Genomic DNA, 24,508 nt, shown 5'->3' with positions numbered 1-24,508 from the left:
CTATATAGCATTTTTTTATTAATAAATATGCTACTGCCGTATTGACTAAATGAATGTAGACTGTTAGAATAAAAGCATAGAAAATATAATATTTGGGAATAGGTGCTGAAAAGCATAATAGAGAAGCTGGTTAAATGCCAGCACGGTCCCGCCACTGTATGGTCGAGCGAGTCTAAATTAAGTCACTGGGAAACTGGGAAGGCTAGATGAGCGATGACGCCGAGTCAGGAGAACTGCCTATTCAACATTCACCATTTGACCTACGAGAGATAGGGAGGAGAAGTTAATAGCTCCTTTTTACGTACCCGTAAAAAGGATTTTTTAGTTCTATTGAATCTAAATTGTATTATAGTTGATTTAGATTTTAGTTCTATACGACCTAAATGTCGTGCTATGGTCATGGTGGATTACCTTTTTGGTATTACCAGCATGACATATGTTATGACTGTTAATATATTTTATGGTAAATGTAGGGCATGCATTTATTCATCATCATCCTAAAAAAGAGGCTGACCCAGGGTTCTAGTAGTTCGGACTCTGGGTCAGTCTCTTTTTATTTTGCAAATATTAATTATCGGTAAGATCTTTTAGATAGAGGTCTGTAGCGTTAAGCTTTAGATGAAGTGTAAATAGATATAGAATCGTAGAATAATTAAGAGCTTTTAGATTTAGAATTTGCTTTGGGTTTACATAAATAGTAAGGTGTAATTAGATAGTTGTTTTTCTTGGAATCTATTTCTTGGAATCTATTTTTAGATGTATGAATTTTAAGTCATTTATAAAAAAATGATTGACGATGAATTCTATACATGATATTATTATTTCAGTTGAGACGCGGGAGTGGCGGAATTGGCAGACGCACCAGACTTAGGATCTGGCGCCTTACGGCGTGGGGGTTCAAGTCCCTTCTCCCGCACCAACTTTATTGCACCTTTAGAGGTGTATTTTTTTTTGCCCACTTATAATAATTAATATATTTTTGATTATTGTACTATGAGGGCATCATTTCTGTGAAATGAAAGTAAGAGTTAAAACTCTTGGTTTGTCTGATTTCTATCAAGGTAGATTTATAAAGAGCGATAAGTAAAAAGTATATTGTAAATATTCAGAGAGTACACTATCGAAAATGTTTATGGTAAATTTAAAATGCATTATTTGGTTGGGTAAGATTCTATAATTTTAGCAAAGTCGCCAACTTCAGGATTATCAAATGGTAATTGAGTTTCGACAGGTATTGATTCAGTAATTTTTTGACCAGGGAAAGATAAAGTAGTCCAAGATGACTCTTGTGTGATAACTTTAGTATTAATGCTTTTGTCAATTCGATCGCTTTTTACCGTACACATTTTAGGTTGTAGATGAATAACAACACCTGTACCTTTAACGATTTCTAAACGACCTAAATTTTCATTGGTATCTGGGTCAAAAAATTCAGAACCTAATGAATATATAAGAAAGCGCTGATTATCAGTTATACCATCAGTAGAGCCAACATTTAGAACTACTTTATCATTATCGTCAAGAGTTTGAATTACTTTGATTTGTTTAGTTATATTCATAAAAACCTCCCAAAAAGAATATTTATATTCAAGAGATATAGATATATCAAATTAATATAATTACTTTTTTGTTGTAAGTAATAGTTGCTTTGGAAATTAATTTATTTTGGAAATTTAGCATTTTGCATTAAAGATAAAGACCTTTCTGTTAGTGAGGGTCTAATGATTAAATTTTCTTTAGTCAATTTATGAGGGTCTTGATCAAACATATTGTATTTAGCTTGATATAAGCCCTTAGTATTTACAGAATCAATAATACCCCACGCAACTATAGTTTCTGTTTCATTAGAAAGCTCAGCAATAAGAAAATAACTGCCTTGAGATAGTACTGATTGAATATTAACTGTGAATACTAATTTTCCTTTTTCCGAACAATCGTGAATTGTAGCTTTAAAATTAGGATTTTGAATTGGTTTGGTTAATAAATATCTTTCGCGCATAAAACAGTAAAACATAAGTAATGTGATTGCTGACATAATAATAAGGAGATAGCTAGGAATAAATTCCTGAGGCTGAATTAACCAAATAATTCCAGAAAAAATAAATGCTAACAAAGCACTAATTCCAGGTTCATGGTCTTTAAAAAAGTCTTTCAACTAATCACCACCTTTATAAAGTGATTATACTATTAAAAAAATACAATTAAAATAGGAATAGAAAAGAAAAAATAATTAGAGAAATATGATAAGTATACTATGTTTGATTTTTACAATAGTAAAAAAGGAAATAAAGAACTTACAAGAACAAAAAATTTTATAGAAGTACTATTTAAGGAATATATAGCAATAGAGAGTATTATAGTATAAAAGAAAAAAGGATTCACATATTCAAGTTCAAATGGAATCCTTTAAGTATTAATATTTGAATCTAATTTATTTCAAAGTTGCTGATAAAGAAAGAACCGTAATTGGTTCATTTTCATCAACAAGAATAAATGGGAACGTTTGATTATTTTTTAAAAACGTAACATTTCTTAATGTTAATGGTAATTGCTCAAGCTGTTTCATATTAGCAATCGATTTTAAATCTAATTCAGAAAATATAGATAGTAAAAAATCTTGTGAATTTACTATATTTGCTAAGAATATGGTTAATGATGAACCGCTCAAACTAGGATCTATAGCATGTAAAATATCCATTGGGAAGAATGGTTCAAATTTATTAGGCTTACCTAAAAAGGCATCTGGAGGAATAGGAATACATGGTGTATTATCAAAATATGTAAGTGTATTGCATGATACCAATTCATTATTAATTTTGCACAAGAATTTAACATCATAGATTTCGTCAAGGGATAAAGCTTCAACTATAGCCGCTTCAAGTAGTTGTAGTTCTCTTATTGTTTTAGTCATATAATCACCTCCTTTCTAAAATGATTATATCAAAAGTGATTAGCAAATGAAATGAAGATGAAGGTTGTTAGGACATAACTATTTTTCTAGATTTATGTTTACTTGAAAACAATAACAAAGATATTTGAATTTATAGTATAGGAGTGTTAAAAGCTATACTAATATTAGATATTATTTCATATAAATAAGGATTCTGAAATTAAGAGTACACTAGAAAGTAAATCATTGAATGAGTAAAAATGAGAAAAAGCCAGTATAAAACTTTATGCAATAGGTATTGGGTATAAGTAAGATTGTATAAAAGAATAGAAATGTATCTTGTTAAGATATATTATTAAAAGTTTTAGGGCTTATAGCTGTTTATAATAAAAATTGTGGTATATGGTTATTGTAATTATAAAGAATCAAAAGTGTTAATAATAAATTAACTAGAGTGATAAGGTCAATTAATATTTCTGTATTTCGAAAATTGAAATAGATGAATCTTTGATATTTTTAAATATGTTATAATTAATAAGTTACAAGATTTAAATTAATACTATATGGTGCAGTATGGATAATACATTAACAAAACTGCTTTCACAGAACCCATCCTTTGTGGATGGGCTAAACGCATTTCAGCGTAAGGGAAAGTCAGTCATATATGGTCTTAGTGGATCTCAAAAAAGTTTTCTCTTAAGCCAATCTTTTTCTGCAGGTCTTAAAAAGCCTGTAGTCATCGTAGTCCATGATAAGGATCATAAGGAGATGTGGGAGCGAGATTTAGCCTTCTTCTGGCCTAATGTGCCAGTCCAATCATTTCCTATAACAGATCATGTAGACTTTACGACTGTAGCACGTAGTCTTGAAGATCAAGGTGCACAAATGCGAGCATTAGCATTATTAGCATGGCAAGAGCCGGCAGTAGTCATTGCCAATGCTGAAGAGGTTACACAATATGTTGTATCTCCCCATTATTTGAAGGGGCAATCGTTGCATTTTGCTTTGAATGATTCAATTGAACGTGATGTAGCCCTTGAACAGCTCGTAACAATTGGATATGAACGCGTAGACCAGGTGGAACAACGTGGTCATTTTGCCGTGCGTGGAGATATTTTGGATATTTATCCTGTAAATAGTGATCATCCGATTCGCATTGAGTTTTTTGGTGATGAAATCGATACATTGCGTTTCTTCTCTGTTGAGAATCAACGTTCTATTGAACAAATCGAATCCTATACGGTGACGCCTTTCTTTCTTGGTAAAAGTGATGCAGATAGTACTTTACTATCATATGTGAAAGAGGGCACTCTGATTTATGACGAGCCAGGTCGTATTCAAGAGGCGTTAAAGAAATTCTTAAAAGAAGATCCTACACATCGGAAAAATCATTGTGATTGGAATGAACTACAACGCACTGTAGATGCTACGAATCAAGTGGCTTTCACGTTTATGCAACAACGTTCTATTGGTCTCACTGGATTTAACCCTATTGGTATTCAAGGGAAGACGATGACGAGCTTTGAGCGTCAAATTCCCCTATTAACAGATGAAATTAAACAATGGCATCGTTTAAATCATCAAGTGGTACTAGTACTAAATAATCAGCAACGACGAGAAGGTATTGAGCGCGCCCTTGAAGGGGAGAATATTGCATTTATTCATAGTGATACATGGATAGCAAAGTCGAACACCGTCGTTATTTTAAAGGGCTTATTAACAGATGGTTTTGAATTGCCCAATAGCCATCTCGTGGTTGTCGTAGAAGGTAATATTTACGGACAGCAAAAGCGCAAGCTTCGTAATAAGCCTAAAAAGGGCCAAGAAATCAATTATTTTACAGATTTAACGCCTGGTGACTATGTAGTACATAATATGCATGGTATCGGCAAGTATATTGGTCTTAAAACAATTGAGACGGAAGGCATTCACCGCGATTATATTGAGATTGCTTATGCTGGAACGGACAAACTATTCTTACCAGCTAATAATTTAGATCAACTGCAAAAATATATTGGCAACGAAGGTGATGTGCCACGTATTAATAAGATGGGTGGCCGTGACTGGAGCAAGGTTGTTACAAAGGCAAAAAAATCTATTGATGATTTAGCAGATAAACTCGTTGAGATATATGCACAACGAGAAATCACAGAAGGTTTTGCATTCTTGCCAGACCAACCATGGCAGCAAGAGTTTGAAGATGCATTCCCCTATGAGGAAACGAAAGACCAATTACAGGCTACCGCAGAGATTAAAGAATCCATGGAAAGACCTGTTCCTATGGATCGCTTGCTCGCTGGTGATGTAGGCTTTGGTAAAACGGAAGTGGCTATGCGCGCCATTTTTAAGGCTGTTATGAGCGGAAAACAAGTGGCAGTACTTGTACCGACTACGGTTTTAGCACAGCAACATTTCCAAACCTTTTTAAATCGCTTTGCTCCATTTGGGGTAAAAGTAGATGTGCTTAATCGATTCCGAACTACATCAGAGAAAAAACAAATTCTTAAAGGCGTAGAGGATGGATCTATTGATATTCTCATTGGAACTCATTCATTACTTAATAAAAAGGTGGTATTCAAAGACTTAGGAATGCTCGTTGTAGATGAGGAGCAACGTTTTGGGGTAGCACAAAAAGAAAAGTGGAAAGAGTGGGCTAGCAATATCGATGTACTCACTTTGAGTGCTACACCGATTCCGCGGACTTTACATATGTCCCTTGTTGGCGTTCGAGAAATGTCTGTTATCAATACTCCGCCAGAGGAGCGATTGCCTGTTCAAACCTATGTGGTGGAATACGATATGAATCTCATAGCAGATGCTATCAAACGAGAACTTGCAAGAGGTGGACAGGTCTATTTCGTATATAACCGTGTCGCGTCCATTAATCACATGGGAGAACTATTAGAATCCGCATTGCCTGGCTTGCGTTATGCTATTGCTCATGGACAGATGACAGGCCGTCAAATTGAGGAGATTATGACCGATTTCTATGAAGGTCATTATGATGTACTCTTGTCCACGAGTATCATTGAAACTGGCTTAGATATTCCTAATGCCAATACTATCATCATTTATGATGCAGATCGCTTAGGTTTATCTCAACTATACCAAATGCGAGGTCGTGTAGGACGCTCTCGTAGACGTGCTTATGCATACTTCATGTATCGGCCAGATAAAATACTTTCAGAGGCGGCTGAAAAGCGTTTAAAAGCTATTGAAGAGTTCACAGAGCTCGGTGCAGGGTTCAAGTTGGCCATGCGAGATCTAGAAATTCGCGGTGCCGGCAATCTATTAGGTTCACAGCAACATGGCAATATCGCATCCGTGGGCTTTGGTATGTACGTGAGCATGTTAGAAGAGGCGATTGCAAAGGCCCAAAATAAAGAAGTTGAGCGAGATGTATCCATTGATCCAGCTATCGACTTAGAGGTAGATGCGTTTATTGATGATGCGTATATCAAAGATAGCGCTCGTAAGATTTCTGTATACCAACGATTGTTACATATTAAATCTAAAGAGCAACTCGACGATATGACGGATGAGCTCATTGATCGCTTCGGTACACCAACCGATCCAGTAGATCGTTTGTTGCGCATTGCTCAAATTAAAGAGCAAGCGCGCATACTGGGCATTAAAAGTATCGTCCGTAGAGATAAGCAGCTCACCATCCATTGGTATGACGATTCTAAAATGGCCGATTGGGACATGGGGGCTGTACGAGAAGATTTATGGAAAAAAATGAAGTTTATGGACACCAAGCCAGCCACATTATATGTGAATCTTAATGGCATGAAAGGTTCTGTTTTGACCATTACGGAAGCGGTGATAAAGGCTCTTAGCCACAAGTCACCGACTAAGGAGGGCCTATGAATCGATTTTTAAAAGGAGCCATGATTTTAACCTTAGCCGGTATTATCGTGAAGGTCATCGGTGCGTTTAGTAAGGTTCTTATTGCACGGATTTTAGGTGGTGAAGGAATTGGCCTATATATGATGGCCTATCCAATCTATCAAATTATCGTTAGTATTTCTGCTGCAGGTATTCCTGTAGCCATATCTATTATGATTGCAGAGAAACTTGCTAATGATGATATGCGAGGCGTACAACAAGTATTTTCCGTATCTTTAAGGGTACTCGCTATATTAGGGCTGGTATTTAGTTTGGCCTTATATGGTAGTGCGCAATGGCTCGTAGATAATCATATTATCACCGATCCACGTGCCTTAATTGCTATTCAGTTATTATCTCCAGCCATTTTTGTAGTGACCATCCTGAGCTGTTTTAGAGGGTATTTCCAAGGTTTCCAGTATATGGTGCCTACTGGTACGAGTCAAGTATTTGAACAAATCTTTCGCGTGTCTTCTATGGTAGGTTTGGCATACTACTTCATTGATCGTGGACTCCATTTGGCGGCAGGTGGTGCGACCTTTGCTACATTCCCAGGCGTATTGGCAGGGTTACTGGTATTAATTTATTTTTACTACCGACAACGCAATGTTCGAGAGAAGATGCTTTCACAACAGAATCCTAATGCTATTTGTGAAAGTAATGGCACCGTAGTTAAACGCTTGTTTAGCCTTGCTATACCTGTTTCTATGGCGAATATTATGCTTCCTATGGTATCACTCATTGATACATTTATCGTCCCAAAACGATTGATGGATATTGGATACTATCTCAATGAAGCAACCACACAATTTGGCTATTTAACGGGGATGGCAACATCTCTGATTGGGTTGCCAATCATTCTAACTACGTCCTTAGCCGCTAGTCTTGTGCCAGCCGTATCTGAGGCCCATACTCAAGGTGATGTACATCGCATCGTGAAACGAGCGGAAACGGCGATTAAAATTGCTAATATGTTTACGATTCCAGCCTGTATTGGTCTCTGTGTACTAGCTACGCCAATATCGCAATTAATATATGCAACACCCCACGCAGGGCCTGTTATTGCTGTTATTAGCTTGAGTATTGTGTTCCTCGGATGGCAGCAGGTTACTGCAGGTGTTTTGCAAGGGTTAGGAAGGACAGTAATTCCTATGGTGTCGATTTTTATCGGCTTATTAGTGAAGACATTCTTAGATTATGAATTGACAGGCAGTGTTGAGTTGGGCATTAATGGTGCCGCTTGGGCGACGAATTTAAACTTTGCTATTGCAGCGCTTATTAATTATATTTTTGTAAAAAGATATGTAGGTTCGGTACTCAACACATTAGAGTTATTAAAAATAATAGTATCTGCCATGGCCATGGGCGGTGCTACACAAGTCATCTATGTGAGCACTGTTGACTTATTAGGTAATGGTGGCGCTGTGGCTGCAGCAATTGTAGTGGCTATTTTTGTATATGGTTTATCGTTATGGCTTACTAAAGCTGTCGTAAAAGATGATATATACCATTTCCCAATCATAGGCAAGCGCTTACAAGCTCGACGCAATAGGGAGGAAGCAAAGCTATATGAAGAACAATATTGATATTCAACCTTTAGTCGATGTAGTGAAAACTTTGCGTGCACCAAATGGCTGTCCTTGGGATCAAAAGCAAACGCATGAATCTTTACGTCGCTATTTTATAGAGGAAACTTACGAAGTGGTAGATGCCATTGATAATAAAGATATGCCGAATCTTCGTGAAGAGTTAGGTGATGTATTATTGCAAGTTGTCTTTCACAGTCAATTGGCAGAGGAGGCTGGTTATTTTACACTTCAAGACGTAATTAATGATGTCGCTGAAAAAATGATTCGTCGTCATCCTCGTGTTTTTAGCCCAGAAAATAATGAAAAATCATACACTTGGGATGAATTAAAGGCACAAGAAAAGAAAAATATTCAAAATTCTGTATTGGATGGTGTATCGAAAAGTTTACCTGCTTTAATGGCGGCTTATAAGCTCCAAGAAAAGGCTGCAAAGCTAGGATTTGACTGGGATGAGCTTGATCCTGTTTGGGCTAAAGTTTCCGAAGAAATGGGGGAATTTAAGGAGGCTATTGACCAAAATGATAGAGAAAATATGGAAAAAGAAGCAGGAGATGTGCTTTTTTCCTTGATTAATCTATTCAGATGGTATAAAATAAGCGGTGAAAATGCACTAAATCGCACAAACACAAAGTTCCGACAGCGTTTTTTACATGTAGAAGCTTGTGTTAACCAAAGCGATCGCTCATGGGAAGACTTTTCATTAGCTGAGCTCGATGCTTTTTGGGAGGAGGCTAAAGTGCAGGAAAAGTAACCTAGAGGTTTATACACTTCTAAGGTATTGTAATTTTAAGGAGGTTCTGTCATGAACAAAACAGAATTAATCGCAAGTGTTGCACAAAAAACTGAATTAACTAAAAAAGATGCTGAAAAAGCAGTAAAAGCTGTATTTGACACAGTAGCTCAAGAATTGGCAGCTGGTGGCAAAGTACAAGTTATCGGCTTCGGTACTTTCGAAGTTCGTGAACGCGCAGCTCGTGAAGGCCGTAACCCACAAAACGGTAAAACTATCACAATTGCAGCTTCCAAATCCCCTGCATTCAAAGCTGGTAAAGGTTTGAAAGAACAAGTTAACGCTGCAAAAGCTAAAAAACGCAAAAAATAATCCATATTGGATGCGAAAGAGACCTTTCGAGGTCTCTTTTTTTTATCTATTTATGGTATAATGCACAGAGAAAGGGTGCATTATGAATAACGAAACATCAAGGAAGGTTCTCATCGTGTCTGCCTCAATCGGCACTGGACATATGCAAGCCGCAAGAGCCATAGAAGAATATTGGAAAGAAAAAGAGCCACAAGCATCGATTACCCATGTTGATTTTCTTGATACAGAAACTATGTCTGTAGAGCATTTAATTAAGGGTACCTATATCAAGATGATTGACGTATTCCCCATGCTCTATGATATGATTTATCGCGTATCGAAAGGGGAAAAACGAGGTACCATTATGCAAACTGCATTGTCGTACCTACTTAAAAGCCGCATGCTTAAACTAGTACAACAAGAAGAGCCAGATGTAATGGTCTTTACACATCCATTTCCTTGTGGGGCGGCATCGATTTTAAAACGTCAAGGTCATATAGATGTGCCACTAGTGGCTATTATGACAGATTTTAGTAGTCATCAGTTTTGGCTCTATCCACAGATTGATGTTTACTATGTTGCAACAGAATCTATGGTACCTGAAATGGTAGCTTCAGGTATCGATGAATCTCGTATTCATGTATCTGGCATTCCAGTGCGGCGATCTTTTTTTCGTGATGCTATTGAAGAGTATAGCTTAGAGGAACCTGTGAAAGTTCTTGTTATGGGTGGTGGCCTGGGTCTAGGCTCTCTTGAGACGGCTTTAAAACATCTAGATGAAGTAAATGGTATTGGTGAAATTACCGTTGTAGCCGGACAAAATACGTCTCTTTACGAATCGTTAGTTGTCCTTAGTGAATCTATGAAGACGAAGACCACCGTATATGGTTATACTACCAATATTTCTGAGCTCATGAAATCATCGTCTTTGCTCGTTACAAAACCTGGTGCATTGACCTGTATGGAGGCTGTTACAATCGGATTGCCAATGGTATTCTTTAATGCTATCCCAGGGCAGGAAGAGGCAAATGCAGAATTGTTAGAGCAACGGGGATGTGCTCGTTGGGCTCGCGATATTCACAACTTAGAAGATGTGGTAACTGCACTGTTAATTAATTCTCCGCGACTTCAACAAATGTCTGAACGTGCTCGCGAATGGCATGTGGATGGGGCTGCTGATATCGTAAATAGTCTCATTGAAATTTTAGATGCTAGTGCACAAGATGAGCTTGTGAAAGCTCAAGAGGCAATTAGCTAACCAATATAGAAAAAGCGATGACCTAAAGGGCCATCGCTTTTTTCTATTGATACTGTTCAATATGTTCTTTTCGAAGTTTTTGTAATGTAACTAAGAAAGCATCCGTACTTTCTGCACCATCCAATAGATCTTTTAATTGGTAAGAGTCATCAAGGGTAACACTCCATTGGAAGGAGTCGTTATCGTCGTACACATTGAATACGACTGGTGTCTCTAAGTCCTCTGGCATATAGCCGTCATCATCGGACACAGTTGCATACGTGCCATCCTCTAAGAGCTCAGTAAATAATGTGTCATACCCATCAATGTCGATAAGTTCAAAGTTGATACTTTCATAAAAGTCTAAAACCATATCCGTCGCCATGTGGACCTCCTCATGAATATATATGTTACGTTTATTCTACTGAGGGCGCCTGTTACTGTCAATGGTAATGTGTAGTATAATAAATAACAGAATTACAAAATAGGAGCGGAATATGAACGTTATTAGTTTACAGAACATAGAGAAATCATATGGCACAAGGCTACTGTTTAAAGAGGTGAGTATGACTTTTACCACGGAAAAACGATTAGGTCTTGTGGGCATCAACGGAACGGGTAAGTCTACATTTCTAAAAATATTAGCAGGACAAATGGAAGCTGATAAAGGCACCATTGAGCGTAATGGTAAGGCTAGCATTTATTACTTAGCGCAGACACCTGATTTTGATGCGGAAGCTACTTTGCTTGAGGCCGTTCTTGATGGAAATCATCCTCGGTTGCAAATGGTAAAAGTCTTTGAACGTATTAGTCGTGAGTATCGCCAAATGCAAGAGTCTGGTAAAGACGATGCTAAAATATCTCGCAACTATATGAATGCACTGGAGCAAATGGATCAGCAAGACGGGTGGCAAGTAGAGCAAGAGGCGCGCATTATTTTATCTAAATTGGGCTTTCCTGATGTGGAGCAAAAGGTAGCTATGTTATCAGGAGGGCAAAAGCGTCGTCTTGCATTGGGGCAAGCATTGCTATATCCATGTGATCTTTTATTACTAGATGAGCCGACTAACCATTTGGATGAAGATAGTATTGATTGGCTAGAGTCGTATTTGAGTGTACGTCAAGGAGGATTATTAATCAGTACCCATGATAGATATTTCCTCGATTCCGTATGTAATGGTATTTTAGAGCTATCAAATCGTCATATGTATCAATACGATGGCAATTATGAAGAATTTATTGCCTTGAAAGCTGATCGAGAGGCTCGTGAAGCTGCTACGGAAGAAAAACGACGTCAATTTTTAAAGCGGGAAATCGAATGGGTACGTCGTGGTGCTCTGGCAAGAACTACAAAACAAAAGGCTCGTCTTGACCGTTACGAAAAATTAAAGAATATGGAGAAAACCCGTCGTCCGGATCAAATGGATCCTATTGCGCTGAAGACACGTTTAGGAAAAACCATCTTTGATATTGAGCATTTAGAGTTTTATTTTGATGAACGTCCTATGATTAAGGACTTTACCTATCACGTGGTACGCCATGATCGTATCGGTATAGTAGGGCCCAATGGTGTTGGTAAGTCTACCTTTATGAATATCCTTGATGGCACCTACGAAGCGACGAGAGGTACTATTGGTAAAGGTGAGACCGTTCGTATTGCTCATTTTAAACAAGAGCTACCTGAATTTGATGAAGATATGCGCGTTCTCGATTATATTCGTGAGGACCACTCTTATATGGTGCTCGGTGATGGATCTACATTGAGCGCAGGACAAATCCTTGAGCGATTCCTTTTTACCCCAGAATTACATGGTGTACCGATTCGAAAACTCTCTGGCGGGGAACGTCGTCGTTTATACCTCTTAAAATTGTTGATGAGCGCCCCTAACGTATTATTGCTGGACGAACCGACGAATGATCTTGATATTCCAACATTGGAGGTATTAGAGGATTTCCTTGACTCCTTTAGTGGCGTCATCATCACCGTTTGCCATGATCGGTACTTCCTAGACCGCGTAGTGGATAAACTGTTTGTCTTTACAGGCGATGGGCATATTGAAATCGTTCATGGCTCGTATTCTGACTACAAAGATGCTCTTGATGAAAGTAGTGGCAGCAAGCGCCCATTCTATATGCCAAATGATAATATACCGGCTAATTCCAAAGCGGTACGAGCTGTAAAAGGTGGAGAGGCTGATAGCGATGACTCTGTTGATAATCAATCTAATAGGGTAGATACCCTTGGAAATGATAATGTTGTAGCTAGTGATGAAACAGATACTTTCAAAGAAATACCAAAGAAGGGTCTCAATAAAGCAGAAGAAGCGGAGTATGCCAAAATTATGGATGAATTGCCTAAGCTAGAACATTTAGTGAAGGGCCTCGATGTTATGATAAGCCAAGTGGCTACTGATTATGAAAAAATGCAGTCACTGATGGAGGAACGAGAAGAAACACAGACTCAAATAGATGTGCTCACTGAACGGTGGATGGAATTAGAGGAACGCCTATAACTCCTTTTATCATGCTATTTTTTAATATCTGTTATGCAAAGGAATTACGTGTAAGTTTATTGATAAAACTCACAATGTATAGTATAATTTCTACGATTAACGATAACAACGTTACCTAAGTAGGAGGAACTCATGAGTAAGTACCAATTTTTAGACCGTCGCGTGCCAATTGAAGACGGAAATATTGCATTAGTACAAGATTTAACTAAATGTAAAAACTGCTCCTTATGTCGTAAAGCTTGTGCTGTAGACATGGGTGTATTTGATTATTATGATTTAACAACAAATGGGGATCATCCAATTTGTATTCATTGTGGTCAATGTGCATCTATTTGCCCATTCGATTCCATTAATGAACGTTCTGAAATTGATGAAGTAAAAGCAGCTATTGCTGATCCTAATAAAATCGTCATTTTCCAAACTGCGCCTGCCGTACGTGTTGGTTTAGGCGAGGAATTTGGCCTTGAGGCTGGTACATTTGTAGAAGGTAAAATGGTAGCCGCTCTTCGTAAATTGGGTGGTGACTATATTCTTGATACAAACTTTGGTGCGGACATGACTATCATGGAAGAAGCATCTGAGTTATTAGAACGCGTTATTAATAGTGATGCAGTATTGCCTCAATTCACATCTTGTTGTCCTGCTTGGGTTAAGTTTGCGGAAACATTCTATCCAGAATTCTTGCCAAACCTATCTACGGCTAAGAGCCCGATTGCTATGCAAGCGCCTACACAAAAAACTTATTTTGCTGAAAAAATGGGCCTTGATGCAAAACAAATTGTTGCTGTTGCAGTAACACCATGTACAGCTAAGAAGTTTGAGATTCGTCGCGATGAAATGAATTCCTCTGCGGAATACTGGGATACACCAGAAATGCGCGATACAGACTACTGTATTACTACACGGGAACTTGCAAAATGGTTGCGCGCAGAAGAAATCAACTTTGATGATCTTGAAGATTCTGCTTTTGACCCATTGATGGGTGAAGCTTCTGGTGGTGGTATCATTTTCGGTAACACTGGTGGCGTTATGGAAGCGGCTATGCGTGCGGCTTACAAGATGGCGACAGGTGAAGATGCACCTCAAACATTGATTCCATTTGAAGCTATTCGCGGCATGGATGGTGCTCGCGAAGCAGACGTAGTGATTGGGGATAAAACATTACACGTAGCGGCAGTTCATGGTACAGGTAATTTGCGTAAGTTCATCGAACACATGCGTGCAGAAAATATCCATTATGACTTTATCGAAGTAATGGCTTGTCGTGGTGGCTGTATCGGTGGTGGTGGTCAACCACGCGTTAAATTACCGATGGCTGACAAAGCTCGTGAAGCTCGTATTGCTTCCTTGTATACTCGCGATGCAGAAGTAACTGTAAAAGCTGCTTGTGATAATCCAGATATCCAAAAATTGTATGCTGAGTTCTTTGATGGCAAACCTATGAGCCACAAAGCACATCACATGTTACATACTACCTTTGTAAATCGTTCTGAAGATTTAGGCCCTAATGGCGCTTGTACGCCTGCTACATGCCCTACATCCGTACCTAATTTGAAAAAGGCGGCAGAGGCGGCTAAAGCGGCAGCGGAAGCTAATAGCTAAGAGTTGATGGTTATTAGTTAATAAAAAACACAAAGATAGCTAAGAAATATATAGCAGATAGTTGATATGTTAGTCAGCTATCTGCTTTTTTCTACTTTATATAGTGGAAATATGGTTAATAAAAGCTTTCACAGATGTAGATTCTATATATGCCATATACGCATAGGGGTTAAAATATAGAGATTGGTAAATTGGTTTAGGAATTACTTGTAGTATGCTATAATTAAATTGTTATTATAGAAGCAATCAATACTGGTTCGGGAGGATCTTCATGGCTTTTAAATTAAAAGGAAAAGAAGAAAAATTTTTCAGTATTTTGGAAAAGCATGCTGCACTAACTTATGAAAGTGCGGAAATGATGGAACGCGTGTTTAAGGGGGATATCTCTAAGGAAGAGGCATTTCTTGAAATTGATACAAAGGAAAAAGCTGCCGATGAATTAGTAAATGAAACTGTAGAGCGTTTACGCAAAACATTTATCACTCCAATGGATCGTGAGGATATTCAGCTTTTGATTGACCAACTGGATACTACATTGGATAATATCAAAGAAATCATGGATAAAATGGTTATGTATCACGTTGGCAAACCAAGTGATGGTGCTATTCGCATGAGTGAAATTGTTGTTAAATGTGTTAAGCATATCAATAAATCCATTGGTTATATGGGTAGTCTTAAAAAGGATCATGTGAAGGTAGAGGGGCGTGTTCACCAAGTATTGAAACTTGAGTCTGAAGCGGATAATATCTATCATGAAGAAATGGCTAAGCTCTTTACAGAGTGTACAGATCCAATTGAAATTATCAAATGGAAGGAAATCCTTAGCGCTATGGAAGATGTAATTGATGGCTGCGAAGATTTGGTTGGTACATTCCGCCGGGTAGTATTGAAGTATGCTTGATGCCCATTATTTAGTATGGCTAGTTGTATTCTTAGCATTAGCCTTTGACTATATCAATGGCTTTCATGATACGGCGAATGCCATTGCCACATCCGTTTCTACACGAGCTATTGAGCCTAAAAAGGCAATTATGATGACCGCTGCTCTCAATTTTTTGGGTGCAATGGTTAGTACAGGTGTTGCAAAGACTATCGGTGGTGATATAGTAATGTCGCCATCTCTTATCGATAGTGGTATTATTTCTGCAGCCCTTATCGGTGCCATTACATGGAATCTTTTAACTTGGTATTGGGGAATCCCGAGTTCCTCATCCCATGCTTTGATTGGTGGTATCATCGGTGCTGTGGGCTGGTCTGTAGGATTTGATGCGTTGAATGAGGCGGGGATTTTAAAAATCTTTTTGTCTCTTATTTTATCTCCGATTGTAGCCATGATTGGTGGCTATATTGTGATGAAAGTATTGTTGCTTATTTTCGGTAGATTTTCTCCAATTGCTTTAAATGATCGATTTAGATCCATGCAAATTGTATCAGCTATTATGATGGCATTTTCTCATGGCTCTAATGATGCACAAAAAGCGATGGGGATAATCACATTAACCTTACTTAGCGGTGGTTTCATCGATACATTAGATGTACCGATTTGGGTAAAACTTTGTTGTGCTACTGCAATGGCTATGGGGACTGCTGTAGGCGGTTGGAAAATTATCTCTACAATGGGTACCAAGATTTTCAAACTAGAAACTATTAATGGGTTCGCTGCTGATTTAAACTCGGCGATTACTATTTTTACAGCTACATTCTTACATTTGCCTGTAAGTACTACACACGTAGTAAGTGGTTCTTTACTAGGTGTAGGCTCTTCTAAACGCATTAAAGCCGTTAACTGGGGCGTAGCAAGATCTATGGTTATGGCTTGGTTTGTAACGATTCCATTATCTGGCATCGTTGCCGCTATTGCTTATGAAGTAGGTCACTTACTATTTGGCTAATTCATATACTTTTTATTACAGTAAAAAAGACTGCAAACGCAGTCTTTTTTGTTTGTCAAAATATTCTTCCTATATTGTCATATTTATAAATAATTTGCTTTTCTATTTTAAAATTCTATTTATTATATATGTACGTGATAGTTTCTAAATAATCTAAAAATATAGAAATAAACTGATTTGTAAATACTATATTCTATAAAAGAGATTTATCTATATTTGGCAACATTAATGTTACAATTCAAGTTGAATAGGGGAAAATACTTATAAATATGTGTTTTGTTGATTATGCATTTTACTAATAAATGAAGTTTATTACTTGTTTATAGGCTGTTAAGAGGTTGTTTAAAGTGAATGGCTATTGCATACTTATGTATCGGAGGTTATACTATCGGTAGAAGGAGTTTTTCAAGTGAAAAGTGAGGTATGTATATGGCATGGGGTGGATCTAGACGCGGTGCCGGGCGCCCACGTAATCCTATTAAACGTATTGGTAGAACCTTTCGACTTAGTGATGAAGAGTTTCTTTCGCTAAAGCCATTGATCATGGCTATTAAGGCAAATAATGATAAACGATATAGGCAACAATATAGCCGAGAAGTATAAATAATCAGGCATTGTCACAGCATATACAATTTAATACATTTTAAATCTATTTTACAATAATTCATTATTTCTAAATCTTTCAACTACAACACATCTTTACTCTCTAAAACAATATGCTGTGTGCAATACAAGCAGTACGAAAAGGTCCCAATTCATTTGAATTGGGACCTTCTTCGTTATATATAATATACAATACATATTACATATTACTCTATATTTTGTTATATTAAATTAGTCTACTTTGATGCCGTGAATTTCTTCAGCTAAACGTTTTAGAGCATCAACGGTACGTACCCCAGGAGTGATTTCGGAAAGTTTTACACGAATGAAGTGACCTTCTTTAACGGCTGTGATGTCTTGAAGTTGAGGATTAGCCTTGATCTTTTCAATTTTTTGTTGGAAATCATCATCGTTGCGAATAGAATTGCCATAGTCAGCGATAATAATATAGTCAGGATTTTGCGCAATTACTGTTTCCCAAGAACCTTTAGCCCATGTTTTATCAACGCCTAAGCCGCTCATTACATTATCAGCACCGATAAGTTTTAAGATGTTAGTAGTATAACCCTCGAATGCTGTGAATGGTTGACCGTCTTCAGAGTCATAAATGAAAACGCGTTTACGAGGTAAGTCTTTTAGTTTATCCTGGATAGCTGCCAATGTTTTACGTTGACCTGCAACCCATTCTTCAGCTTTAGGTTTTACGCCGAAAATCTCACCCAATTTAATCATGTCGCTGAAGTTCGTTTCGAGGTCAGCTTTAGTAGATAACATGGATTCAGGGATCCAAATATTAACCTTTTGGGAAATCATTTTATCTGCAGGAATGGCTCGTTTGCTGAAAGAATCAGGCCATCCCGTAGTAAAGTCAGGCTTTACGGACATGAATACTTCATAGGAAGGCCATTTATCAGATAATACTTTTACTTTGTCGTAAGCCGCTTGTAAAGGTGGGTAGATTTCTTCTTCTTTGAAAGCGGTCCCAGCCATTTTGTCTTCAAGGCCTAATTGTAACATCATTTCCGTTGTTGCTTGGGACATGGACACTGCATGAGTTGGGGCAGATTTTACGGCAAAGTCTGTTTTTGTACCGTCAAATGTTTCACTCCATGTTACAGAGGTCCCGTTATCACCTGTAGTTTTTGTAGTATCAGAACCACAACCAGCAATAGCGAATGTAGCACATGTCATTGCGATTAATAATAATTTTTTTGACTTTCTTAAATTCTGAAACATAGTAAGTCCTTTCTTTACTAATTAATAATATAAATGATAGCGCCCTTCATCCCAAGAGGTTTTGAAAGGAACTTCAAAAATTGGTTCAAGAATTTCAGGTGTGAGTACCTCGGTAGGGGAACCTTCTTTTAGGATAGTTCCGTTGTTCATGATGATTATATGATCGCAATATTGAGCCGCTAGATTTAAGTCGTGAAGGACTACAATTGTAGTGCCTTTAAAAGCACGCAATTGCTTCATAAGTGCCACTTTATACTTCATATCTAAATGATTAGTAGGTTCATCTAAAAGAAGTATTTGAGGTTTCTGGGTTAAGGCTTTAGCAATGAATACGCGTTGCTTCTCACCACCTGATAAATGATGAATTTCTTCATTTGATAAATGGGTGATGCCTACTTCATTCATATAATGCTCTGCAATTTTAACATCCTCAGAACTATAGGTGCCAAAGTGTTGTTTGTACGGATACCGTCCCATGAGAACAATATCTTTTACGAGAAAATCATCGATCATAGCGTCTCTAGATTGTGTTAAGACTGCTACTAATTGAGCAAATTCGCGACCTTTATAAGACTCTAAAGGTTTTTCGTTTAATGTGATTTTGTTTTTTGATGGATGAAGTCGATATAGATGGCTAAGTAGCGTAGACTTACCACATCCATTTGGTCCAATTATGGCTGTTATTTTATTGGTAGGAAATGTTACAGAAATATTCTTTAACACTTCTTTGGTTTCATAAGAAAAAGACAGCTGATTAATTTGATACATAGTATCTCCTATAGATATGATATACACTAACCATTGTGTTTATAACGATTCATGATAATCCAAATGAAGAGTGGAGCCCCCAATAAAGATGTAAGCACACCAATAGGGATTTCTTCTGGACTGTAGAGTGCTCTCGATAATACGTCTGACCAGATCATAACGATGCTACCTATGAGTGCACTAAATAGTAATGTATGTTTATGTTTAGGTCCGCCTATAATCCGAGCAAGGTGAGGGATGATAAGGCCGATAAAGCCAACTACACCAACCTTTGATACTAGTGTGGCGATCACAACAGAGGATATGATAACGATGCTTAATTGTAACTGCTTAACGGAAAGGCCCATTTGTGCTGCTTCATGATTACCGAGTAGCAACACATCAAGGTCTTGATTGAACATATAGATATATAGCATAAATAAGATTACGATGATTGCTGTTAATGGTAAATCACCCCATTGTATGCCCGCAAAGCTGCCAAGTAGCCAAAACATGGCACTTCGCACTTGAGCTTCGTGTTTGGCTCCGTAAATAATCATCATCGTTAAGGCTGAGAATACACCAGTCATACCCATACCTATGAGGATAAGTTTTACGGGGCTGTTGCTTTTACCAACACATAAGAGGACTAATATAATTGAAAGTGCTGCGCCTAGGGCCGCAAAAATAGGCGTATTGTACTGACCTAAGAATGGTAGCCCACCCATGATAATAGCGAAAACGGCACCTGTGCTTGCGCCAGAAGAAACACCTAATACATAGGGATCTGCGAGGGCATTGCGTGTGACAGTTTGCATTAATAGACCTACAAGTGATAGACCTATACCTGTTAGAACAGAGTAAATAAGTCGTGGTAAGCGGATATCTGTAATAATCGTATTAGTCATAGATGCTGTAGCATTTACATCAATCATAGATAGAAGAGCTGAAATAATTTGGTCTAGAGAAATGAATTTAGCGCCAAACTGTAAAGCTGTTACTAATGAAATACAGAGGATTAGACAGAGTACAAATACTTTTACCGAAGTCTGCATAAAATCTCCTTATTCTATTTTTTATTTAGGTAGTTTAAGTCTTATCTAAGTATAGAGAATTTTCAATATATATACAATATTAATACCTGTATAGGTATTATACGTATAAGGGTTTATTAAATTATAAATAGCAAAATCTTATGTTAGCTTTATTCATTTTTATAAGTTCATTGTTATTTTGATATATGAAAAATTTATTATAATAGCTATAATAGAACTATATGTACAGAAGTACGTTTAGGAGGTGTTAGTTTGATACAAGATTTATTATCTGAGGATAATGTATCCTTTCATTATCCCGCTGAGACGTGGGAGGATGTTATTCGTCATGGTGGTCAACTGATGGTTGATGCGGGCTTTACGGATCCATCTTATACAGAGGCTATGGTTGAAGTAGTTCGCGAAATGGGCCCATATATCGTATTGGCTCCAGGTCTTGCTATGCCACATGCTCGCCCAGAACATGGTGCAAAGCGTGTAGGAACGGCTTTGGTGACATTGGAAAAACCATTGAATTTTGGCAGTCCTGATAATGACCCTGTATCTGTCGCATTATTTTTATGTGCTCCTAATAAAGATGAGCATATTCAATTGTTAACAGATATTGCTACTTTATTTGAGGCTGAAGAATTCTTAGATGCGGCCGTTGACTTTGAAAGTATCGATGATGTTCAAGCATTCCTGGCAGAGCATTTAGACGAGCAATAAACATTTATAAGGAGGCAAGTATGATTTCTGTATTAACTGTATGTGGTAATGGTATTGGTTCTAGCTTGATGTTAAAAATGAAAATTGAAGAAATTTGTGCTGAAAATGGTATCGATGCACAAGTCGAATCTATCGATTTTAACGCGGCTCAAGGTCGTAAGGCAGATCTCATCGTAACTGTAAAAGAGTTGGCTGAACAATTTGACGATAAAAATGTTGCTATTGTTCGTAGCTATATTAATAAAAAGAAGATTACAGAAGATGTTCTTGAAGCATTAAAACTAGCTGCTCAATAATATGTAACAATTATATAGGAGGTAGTGCCATGGAAATGGTATTAGAGTTCTTGCGTGATGTGCTGTCTCAACCGGCACTTTTGATTGGTATTATGTCATGTATAGGCTTGATCGCCTTGAAACGTCCGTTTCATAAAATAATGACGGGCACATTAAAACCTATTCTCGGGTATTTAATGTTAGCTGCAGGTGCGGGTGTTATCGTTAGCAATCTTGACCCTTTGGGGAAAATGATTGAACATGGATTCCATATTACTGGTGTAGTGCCAAATAATGAAGCTATTGTAGCTGTTGCACAAAAGGTACTTGGCGTTGAAACAATGTCTATTCTTGTTGTAGGCTTATTGATGAACTTATGTATTGCACGTTTCACCAAGTTTAAATATGTATTTTTAACAGGTCATCACAGCTTATTTATGGCATGCCTTATGTCTGCCGTACTTGGTACTGCAGGTTTATCTGGTATGGAACTCATACTTGTAGGTGGTTTCTTAATGGGGCATGGTCTGCCATTTCTCCAGCTATTGGTCAAAGTTATACATCCAAAGTGACAGATGGTGATGAAATTGCCATTGGCCATTTTGGTAGTTTAGGCTACTATTTATCGGCTTGGGTTGCTAAATATGTTGGTAAAGCTGAAGATAGTACAGAAGATATTGAAATACCAGAAAAATGGGGCTTTTTACGGGACTCAACATTATCTACCGCATTGACTATGATTGTATTCTACTTAATTGCAGCTTTTGCGGCTGGTTCCGAGTTTGTAGCCACTTTATCAGGTGATATGAGCCCATATTTATACGCTGTTATGAGTGCTATGAATTTTGCTGTTGGTGTAACAATCGTATATTCTGGTGTGCGTATGATCTTAGGTGATTTAATCCCTGCATTCCAAGGCATTGCTACAAAAATTATCCCTAATGCAATTCCAGCTGTAGATTGTGCCGTATTCTTCACCTATGCTCCAACTGCAGTGGTATTAGGCTTCCTTAGCTCCTTTATTGGTGGTATTATCGGTATGCTTATCCTTGGTGCTGTAGGTGGCGTATTAATCATTCCTGGTCTTGTGCCACACTTCTTCTGTGGTGCTACTGCAGGTATTTATGGCAATGCTACTGGTGGCCGTCGTGGTGCAGCAGTAGGCGCTTTCCTAAATGGTTTGGCTATTACATTCTTGCCAGCTTTGGCGTTGCCAGTTCTTGGTCAATTAGGCTTCCAAAATACAACCTTTGGTGATGCGGACTTTGCCGTAATGGGTCTAGTATTAGGTAATGCTTATGAATGGGTAGGTATGGCTGGTATCTATGGCATTGTAGCTATTGCCGCTTTAGTACTCATTGTTCCGAACTTTATTAAAACAAAGGGTAAAGTTATTAACTATGTAGAAGAGGATTAATGAAAACAACTGAGCAACATCGTAATGTAGTTGTTCGATATGTATTCCTGACTATTGGGGCCATAAGTTTTGCCCTTGGTACAGCAGGTATCGTACTACCACTATTGCCAACAGTTCCTTTTTATATGCTAACGTTATTTTGTTTGGCTCGTGGATCTGAACGACTCCATAAAATGTTTTTGGCGTCTAGTTTATATCAAAAGACTGTTGCTGCTTATGAACGCGATAAAGCGTTGACATTGCGGACAAAGTTGTCCATTCTCATATCCGTTAGTGCCATAATGACAATTGGTGCCTATTTTAGTCAAGATATGCCTATTGCTCTTATTGTTATGGGCATTATATGGGTCGCTCATATCATAGCACTAGCTTTTATTATAAAAACAAAAAAATAGGAATTTATATCCGTAGTTCTGAATATAGCCTCATGAATTAAATTCTTACAGTTTAATTCATGAGGCTTATTTTATAGTACCCAGCACAACTTCTAGCGATGATTGTAATTGTTTCATATTACTAAAATGAGCCAACTCATATTTTTGAAAGTAAAATGAATTATTACTATTTTGAAGTTGACAATGACTATCAATAAGTATACTATAATATAATATTATTAATTTATGTTTATAGTATTTGTGTATATGGTGATAGTATGAATCCACATAATCATGCGGCTTCACATGCTGGAACATCTATGTCAAGGTATACGGTGTTTGACGGTATCGATCTAATGTTTCTAGATGTGAAGCAAGAGACGATTCAATTTTATGCTAAATCACATACCAAGACGTTTGCTATAAATCACTGTGAAGAGGGGCGCATAGAGTGCAAGTTTTCATCTGGTGAGTATTTATATATGGGGCCTGGGGATATGTCGTTAGGTTGGCATATACGCGCTGATTATCAACATGAAAATTACTTTCCTACAAAATTATTTAAAGGAATTGTATTATTAGTAGATGTTGAAAAAGCTCAATCCGTATTAGATGCACTTGTTAGTGATTCTCGAATTGATTTGACTGAGTTGGCCAATCGGTTTTGTGAGCATTCTGATTTTGGTATGATGATGGAAGAAACGGAAACTGTTCGTCACATTTTTTCCAGTTTATATAATGTGCCAGATCAAATAAAAGAGCACTATTTTAAATTAAAAGTGATTGAAATCTTTTTATTATTATCTGTTATCTCTACAGCCAATCCTGAAAAGAGAAGTACCTATAGAAAGCAACAGGTAGATATTGTAAAAGCTGTAAGTGAATATGTATCGACACAGTTTATGAAGCGTATTACTATTGATTCCTTGTCTGAACAGTTTGATATTCCTACATCTACCCTGAAACGTTGCTTTAAAGGTGTATTTGGTACAACTATACATCAGTATCTAAAAGAATGTCGTATTAATGCGGCAAAGCGATTGCTTCAGGACTCAGATCAGTCTATTTTAGAAATCGCTAATGCGGTAGGGTATGAGAATGGTAGTAAGTTTACTAGTGCATTCAAAGAGGCTACTGGTGTAACGCCAAGTGCTTATCGTAAGGTCTAAATAATTTGGACCTTATATTATCCTAGCTAAAAATTTTTGTGCTTTATGCTAGGTTTGATAGCCTATGAAAATTAAATATTGTCCTAAACGTATATTTTTGGTCTATTCGGAGTAGATATGTATAATACACTTTGCTACTATTAAACCTGTAAATGATTTTCAATGTCATTTGGTTGTAGTGGTAAAGTGTATTTTTATATGCATAGTTAAATATATGTGTGGAGGAAATTTA

General features: G+C 37.4%; 21 protein-coding genes, 1 tRNA gene, 1 pseudogene and 1 riboswitch. Of the genes and pseudogenes, 16 read left to right on the top strand and 7 right to left on the bottom strand.

From position 1 onward, the window contains the following. Positions 1-83 precede the first annotated feature (83 nt). Positions 84-256: riboswitch (cobalamin riboswitch) on the top strand. A 578-nt stretch (positions 257-834) separates the two neighbouring features. Next, positions 835-919: transfer RNA gene (locus HMPREF0873_RS03865), tRNA-Leu, on the top strand. A 232-nt stretch (positions 920-1,151) separates the two neighbouring features. Here HMPREF0873_RS03865 and HMPREF0873_RS03860 read toward each other — a convergent pair. From HMPREF0873_RS03860 to HMPREF0873_RS03850, 3 genes are all read right to left on the bottom strand, one after another. After that, positions 1,152-1,559, bottom strand: a complete 408-nt coding sequence (locus tag HMPREF0873_RS03860; RefSeq protein ID WP_008714444.1) for a hypothetical protein — start codon at positions 1,557-1,559, stop codon at positions 1,152-1,154. Between the two features lie 101 nt (positions 1,560-1,660). Beyond that, on the bottom strand, positions 1,661-2,155 hold the full coding sequence (locus HMPREF0873_RS03855; RefSeq protein ID WP_008714443.1) for a hypothetical protein: 495 nt from the start codon (positions 2,153-2,155) through the stop codon (positions 1,661-1,663). Between the two features lie 276 nt (positions 2,156-2,431). Continuing rightward, positions 2,432-2,911, bottom strand: a complete 480-nt coding sequence (locus HMPREF0873_RS03850) for a hypothetical protein (RefSeq protein ID WP_008714442.1) — start codon at positions 2,909-2,911, stop codon at positions 2,432-2,434. Positions 2,912-3,463: 552 nt separating this feature from the next. Here HMPREF0873_RS03850 and mfd point away from each other — a divergent pair. The 5 genes from mfd (at position 3,464) to HMPREF0873_RS03825 (ending at position 10,706) form a co-directional block, all read left to right on the top strand. After that, positions 3,464-6,760: a transcription-repair coupling factor gene (mfd, locus tag HMPREF0873_RS03845; RefSeq protein WP_008714441.1), complete on the top strand. Its 3,297-nt coding sequence runs from the start codon at positions 3,464-3,466 to the stop codon at positions 6,758-6,760. Beyond that, positions 6,757-8,364 (top strand): polysaccharide biosynthesis protein, encoded by a 1,608-nt coding sequence (locus HMPREF0873_RS03840; RefSeq protein ID WP_008714440.1) that lies wholly within the window; start codon positions 6,757-6,759, stop codon positions 8,362-8,364. The genes mfd and HMPREF0873_RS03840 overlap by 4 nt, the downstream gene beginning before the upstream one ends. Beyond that, on the top strand, positions 8,348-9,118 hold the full coding sequence (mazG, locus tag HMPREF0873_RS03835; RefSeq protein WP_008714439.1) for a nucleoside triphosphate pyrophosphohydrolase: 771 nt from the start codon (positions 8,348-8,350) through the stop codon (positions 9,116-9,118). Before HMPREF0873_RS03840 ends, mazG begins: the two co-directional genes overlap by 17 nt. 51 nt (positions 9,119-9,169) lie before the next feature. Next, complete coding sequence (locus tag HMPREF0873_RS03830) at positions 9,170-9,469, top strand: HU family DNA-binding protein (RefSeq protein ID WP_004696710.1); 300 nt, start codon at positions 9,170-9,172, stop codon at positions 9,467-9,469. Between the two features lie 82 nt (positions 9,470-9,551). Next, positions 9,552-10,706, top strand: coding sequence for a glycosyltransferase (locus tag HMPREF0873_RS03825; RefSeq protein ID WP_008714438.1), 1,155 nt, complete (start codon positions 9,552-9,554; stop codon positions 10,704-10,706). 43 nt (positions 10,707-10,749) lie between these two features. Here the strand turns inward: HMPREF0873_RS03825 and HMPREF0873_RS03820 are convergent, their stop codons facing one another. Beyond that, positions 10,750-11,070: a hypothetical protein gene (locus HMPREF0873_RS03820; protein WP_008714437.1), complete on the bottom strand. Its 321-nt coding sequence runs from the start codon at positions 11,068-11,070 to the stop codon at positions 10,750-10,752. A gap of 112 nt (positions 11,071-11,182) precedes the next feature. On the opposite strand from HMPREF0873_RS03820, the gene HMPREF0873_RS03815 reads away from it, so the two are divergent. The 5 genes from HMPREF0873_RS03815 to HMPREF0873_RS10005 all read left to right on the top strand — a co-directional run bounded on the left by HMPREF0873_RS03815 (position 11,183) and on the right by HMPREF0873_RS10005 (position 17,295). Further along, entirely contained in the window at positions 11,183-13,198 is a 2,016-nt protein-coding gene (locus tag HMPREF0873_RS03815) for an ABC-F family ATP-binding cassette domain-containing protein (protein ID WP_038125510.1), read from the top strand. 132 nt (positions 13,199-13,330) lie between these two features. After that, positions 13,331-14,800, top strand: a complete 1,470-nt coding sequence (locus tag HMPREF0873_RS03810) for a [FeFe] hydrogenase, group A (protein WP_008714435.1) — start codon at positions 13,331-13,333, stop codon at positions 14,798-14,800. A 271-nt stretch (positions 14,801-15,071) separates the two neighbouring features. Further along, positions 15,072-15,701 (top strand): DUF47 domain-containing protein, encoded by a 630-nt coding sequence (locus HMPREF0873_RS03805; RefSeq protein ID WP_004697557.1) that lies wholly within the window; start codon positions 15,072-15,074, stop codon positions 15,699-15,701. Next, on the top strand, positions 15,694-16,692 hold the full coding sequence (locus HMPREF0873_RS03800; RefSeq protein WP_008601598.1) for an inorganic phosphate transporter: 999 nt from the start codon (positions 15,694-15,696) through the stop codon (positions 16,690-16,692). Before HMPREF0873_RS03805 ends, HMPREF0873_RS03800 begins: the two co-directional genes overlap by 8 nt. A gap of 429 nt (positions 16,693-17,121) precedes the next feature. Continuing rightward, entirely contained in the window at positions 17,122-17,295 is a 174-nt protein-coding gene (locus HMPREF0873_RS10005) for a hypothetical protein (RefSeq protein ID WP_004697552.1), read from the top strand. 231 nt (positions 17,296-17,526) lie between these two features. Here the strand turns inward: HMPREF0873_RS10005 and HMPREF0873_RS03795 are convergent, their stop codons facing one another. Genes HMPREF0873_RS03795 through HMPREF0873_RS03785 form a run of 3 tightly spaced genes read right to left on the bottom strand, consistent with a single transcriptional unit; the run spans position 17,527 to position 20,333 of the window. After that, entirely contained in the window at positions 17,527-18,531 is a 1,005-nt protein-coding gene (locus HMPREF0873_RS03795) for an ABC transporter substrate-binding protein (protein ID WP_008714434.1), read from the bottom strand. Between the two features lie 21 nt (positions 18,532-18,552). Beyond that, complete coding sequence (locus tag HMPREF0873_RS03790) at positions 18,553-19,299, bottom strand: ABC transporter ATP-binding protein (RefSeq protein WP_038125509.1); 747 nt, start codon at positions 19,297-19,299, stop codon at positions 18,553-18,555. Positions 19,300-19,325: 26 nt separating this feature from the next. Further along, positions 19,326-20,333, bottom strand: a complete 1,008-nt coding sequence (locus tag HMPREF0873_RS03785; protein WP_008714432.1) for an iron ABC transporter permease — start codon at positions 20,331-20,333, stop codon at positions 19,326-19,328. A gap of 252 nt (positions 20,334-20,585) precedes the next feature. Here HMPREF0873_RS03785 and HMPREF0873_RS03780 point away from each other — a divergent pair, with 252 nt between their 5' ends. The 5 genes and pseudogenes from HMPREF0873_RS03780 to HMPREF0873_RS03760 all read left to right on the top strand — a co-directional run bounded on the left by HMPREF0873_RS03780 (position 20,586) and on the right by HMPREF0873_RS03760 (position 24,276). Beyond that, positions 20,586-21,041 (top strand): PTS sugar transporter subunit IIA, encoded by a 456-nt coding sequence (locus tag HMPREF0873_RS03780; RefSeq protein ID WP_038125508.1) that lies wholly within the window; start codon positions 20,586-20,588, stop codon positions 21,039-21,041. A 20-nt stretch (positions 21,042-21,061) separates the two neighbouring features. Continuing rightward, positions 21,062-21,337, top strand: a complete 276-nt coding sequence (locus HMPREF0873_RS03775; RefSeq protein WP_024061110.1) for a PTS sugar transporter subunit IIB — start codon at positions 21,062-21,064, stop codon at positions 21,335-21,337. 29 nt (positions 21,338-21,366) lie between these two features. Continuing rightward, a pseudogene (locus tag HMPREF0873_RS03770) lies at positions 21,367-22,733 on the top strand (PTS ascorbate transporter subunit IIC). Beyond that, complete coding sequence (locus HMPREF0873_RS03765; RefSeq protein WP_008714431.1) at positions 22,733-23,128, top strand: YbaN family protein; 396 nt, start codon at positions 22,733-22,735, stop codon at positions 23,126-23,128. Before HMPREF0873_RS03770 ends, HMPREF0873_RS03765 begins: the two are co-directional and overlap by 1 nt. 257 nt (positions 23,129-23,385) lie before the next feature. Beyond that, a complete protein-coding gene (locus HMPREF0873_RS03760) occupies positions 23,386-24,276 on the top strand; it encodes a helix-turn-helix transcriptional regulator (RefSeq protein WP_008714429.1) in 891 nt (296 codons plus the stop codon). Positions 24,277-24,508: the final 232 nt, after the last annotated feature.

This window comes from Veillonella sp. 3_1_44, assembly GCF_000163715.1.
GTDB classification, from domain to species: Bacteria; Bacillota; Negativicutes; order Veillonellales; family Veillonellaceae; genus Veillonella; species Veillonella parvula_A.
The sequence above is the reverse complement of the archived record's forward strand: the minus strand, read 5'-3'. Positions and strand labels throughout refer to the sequence as shown.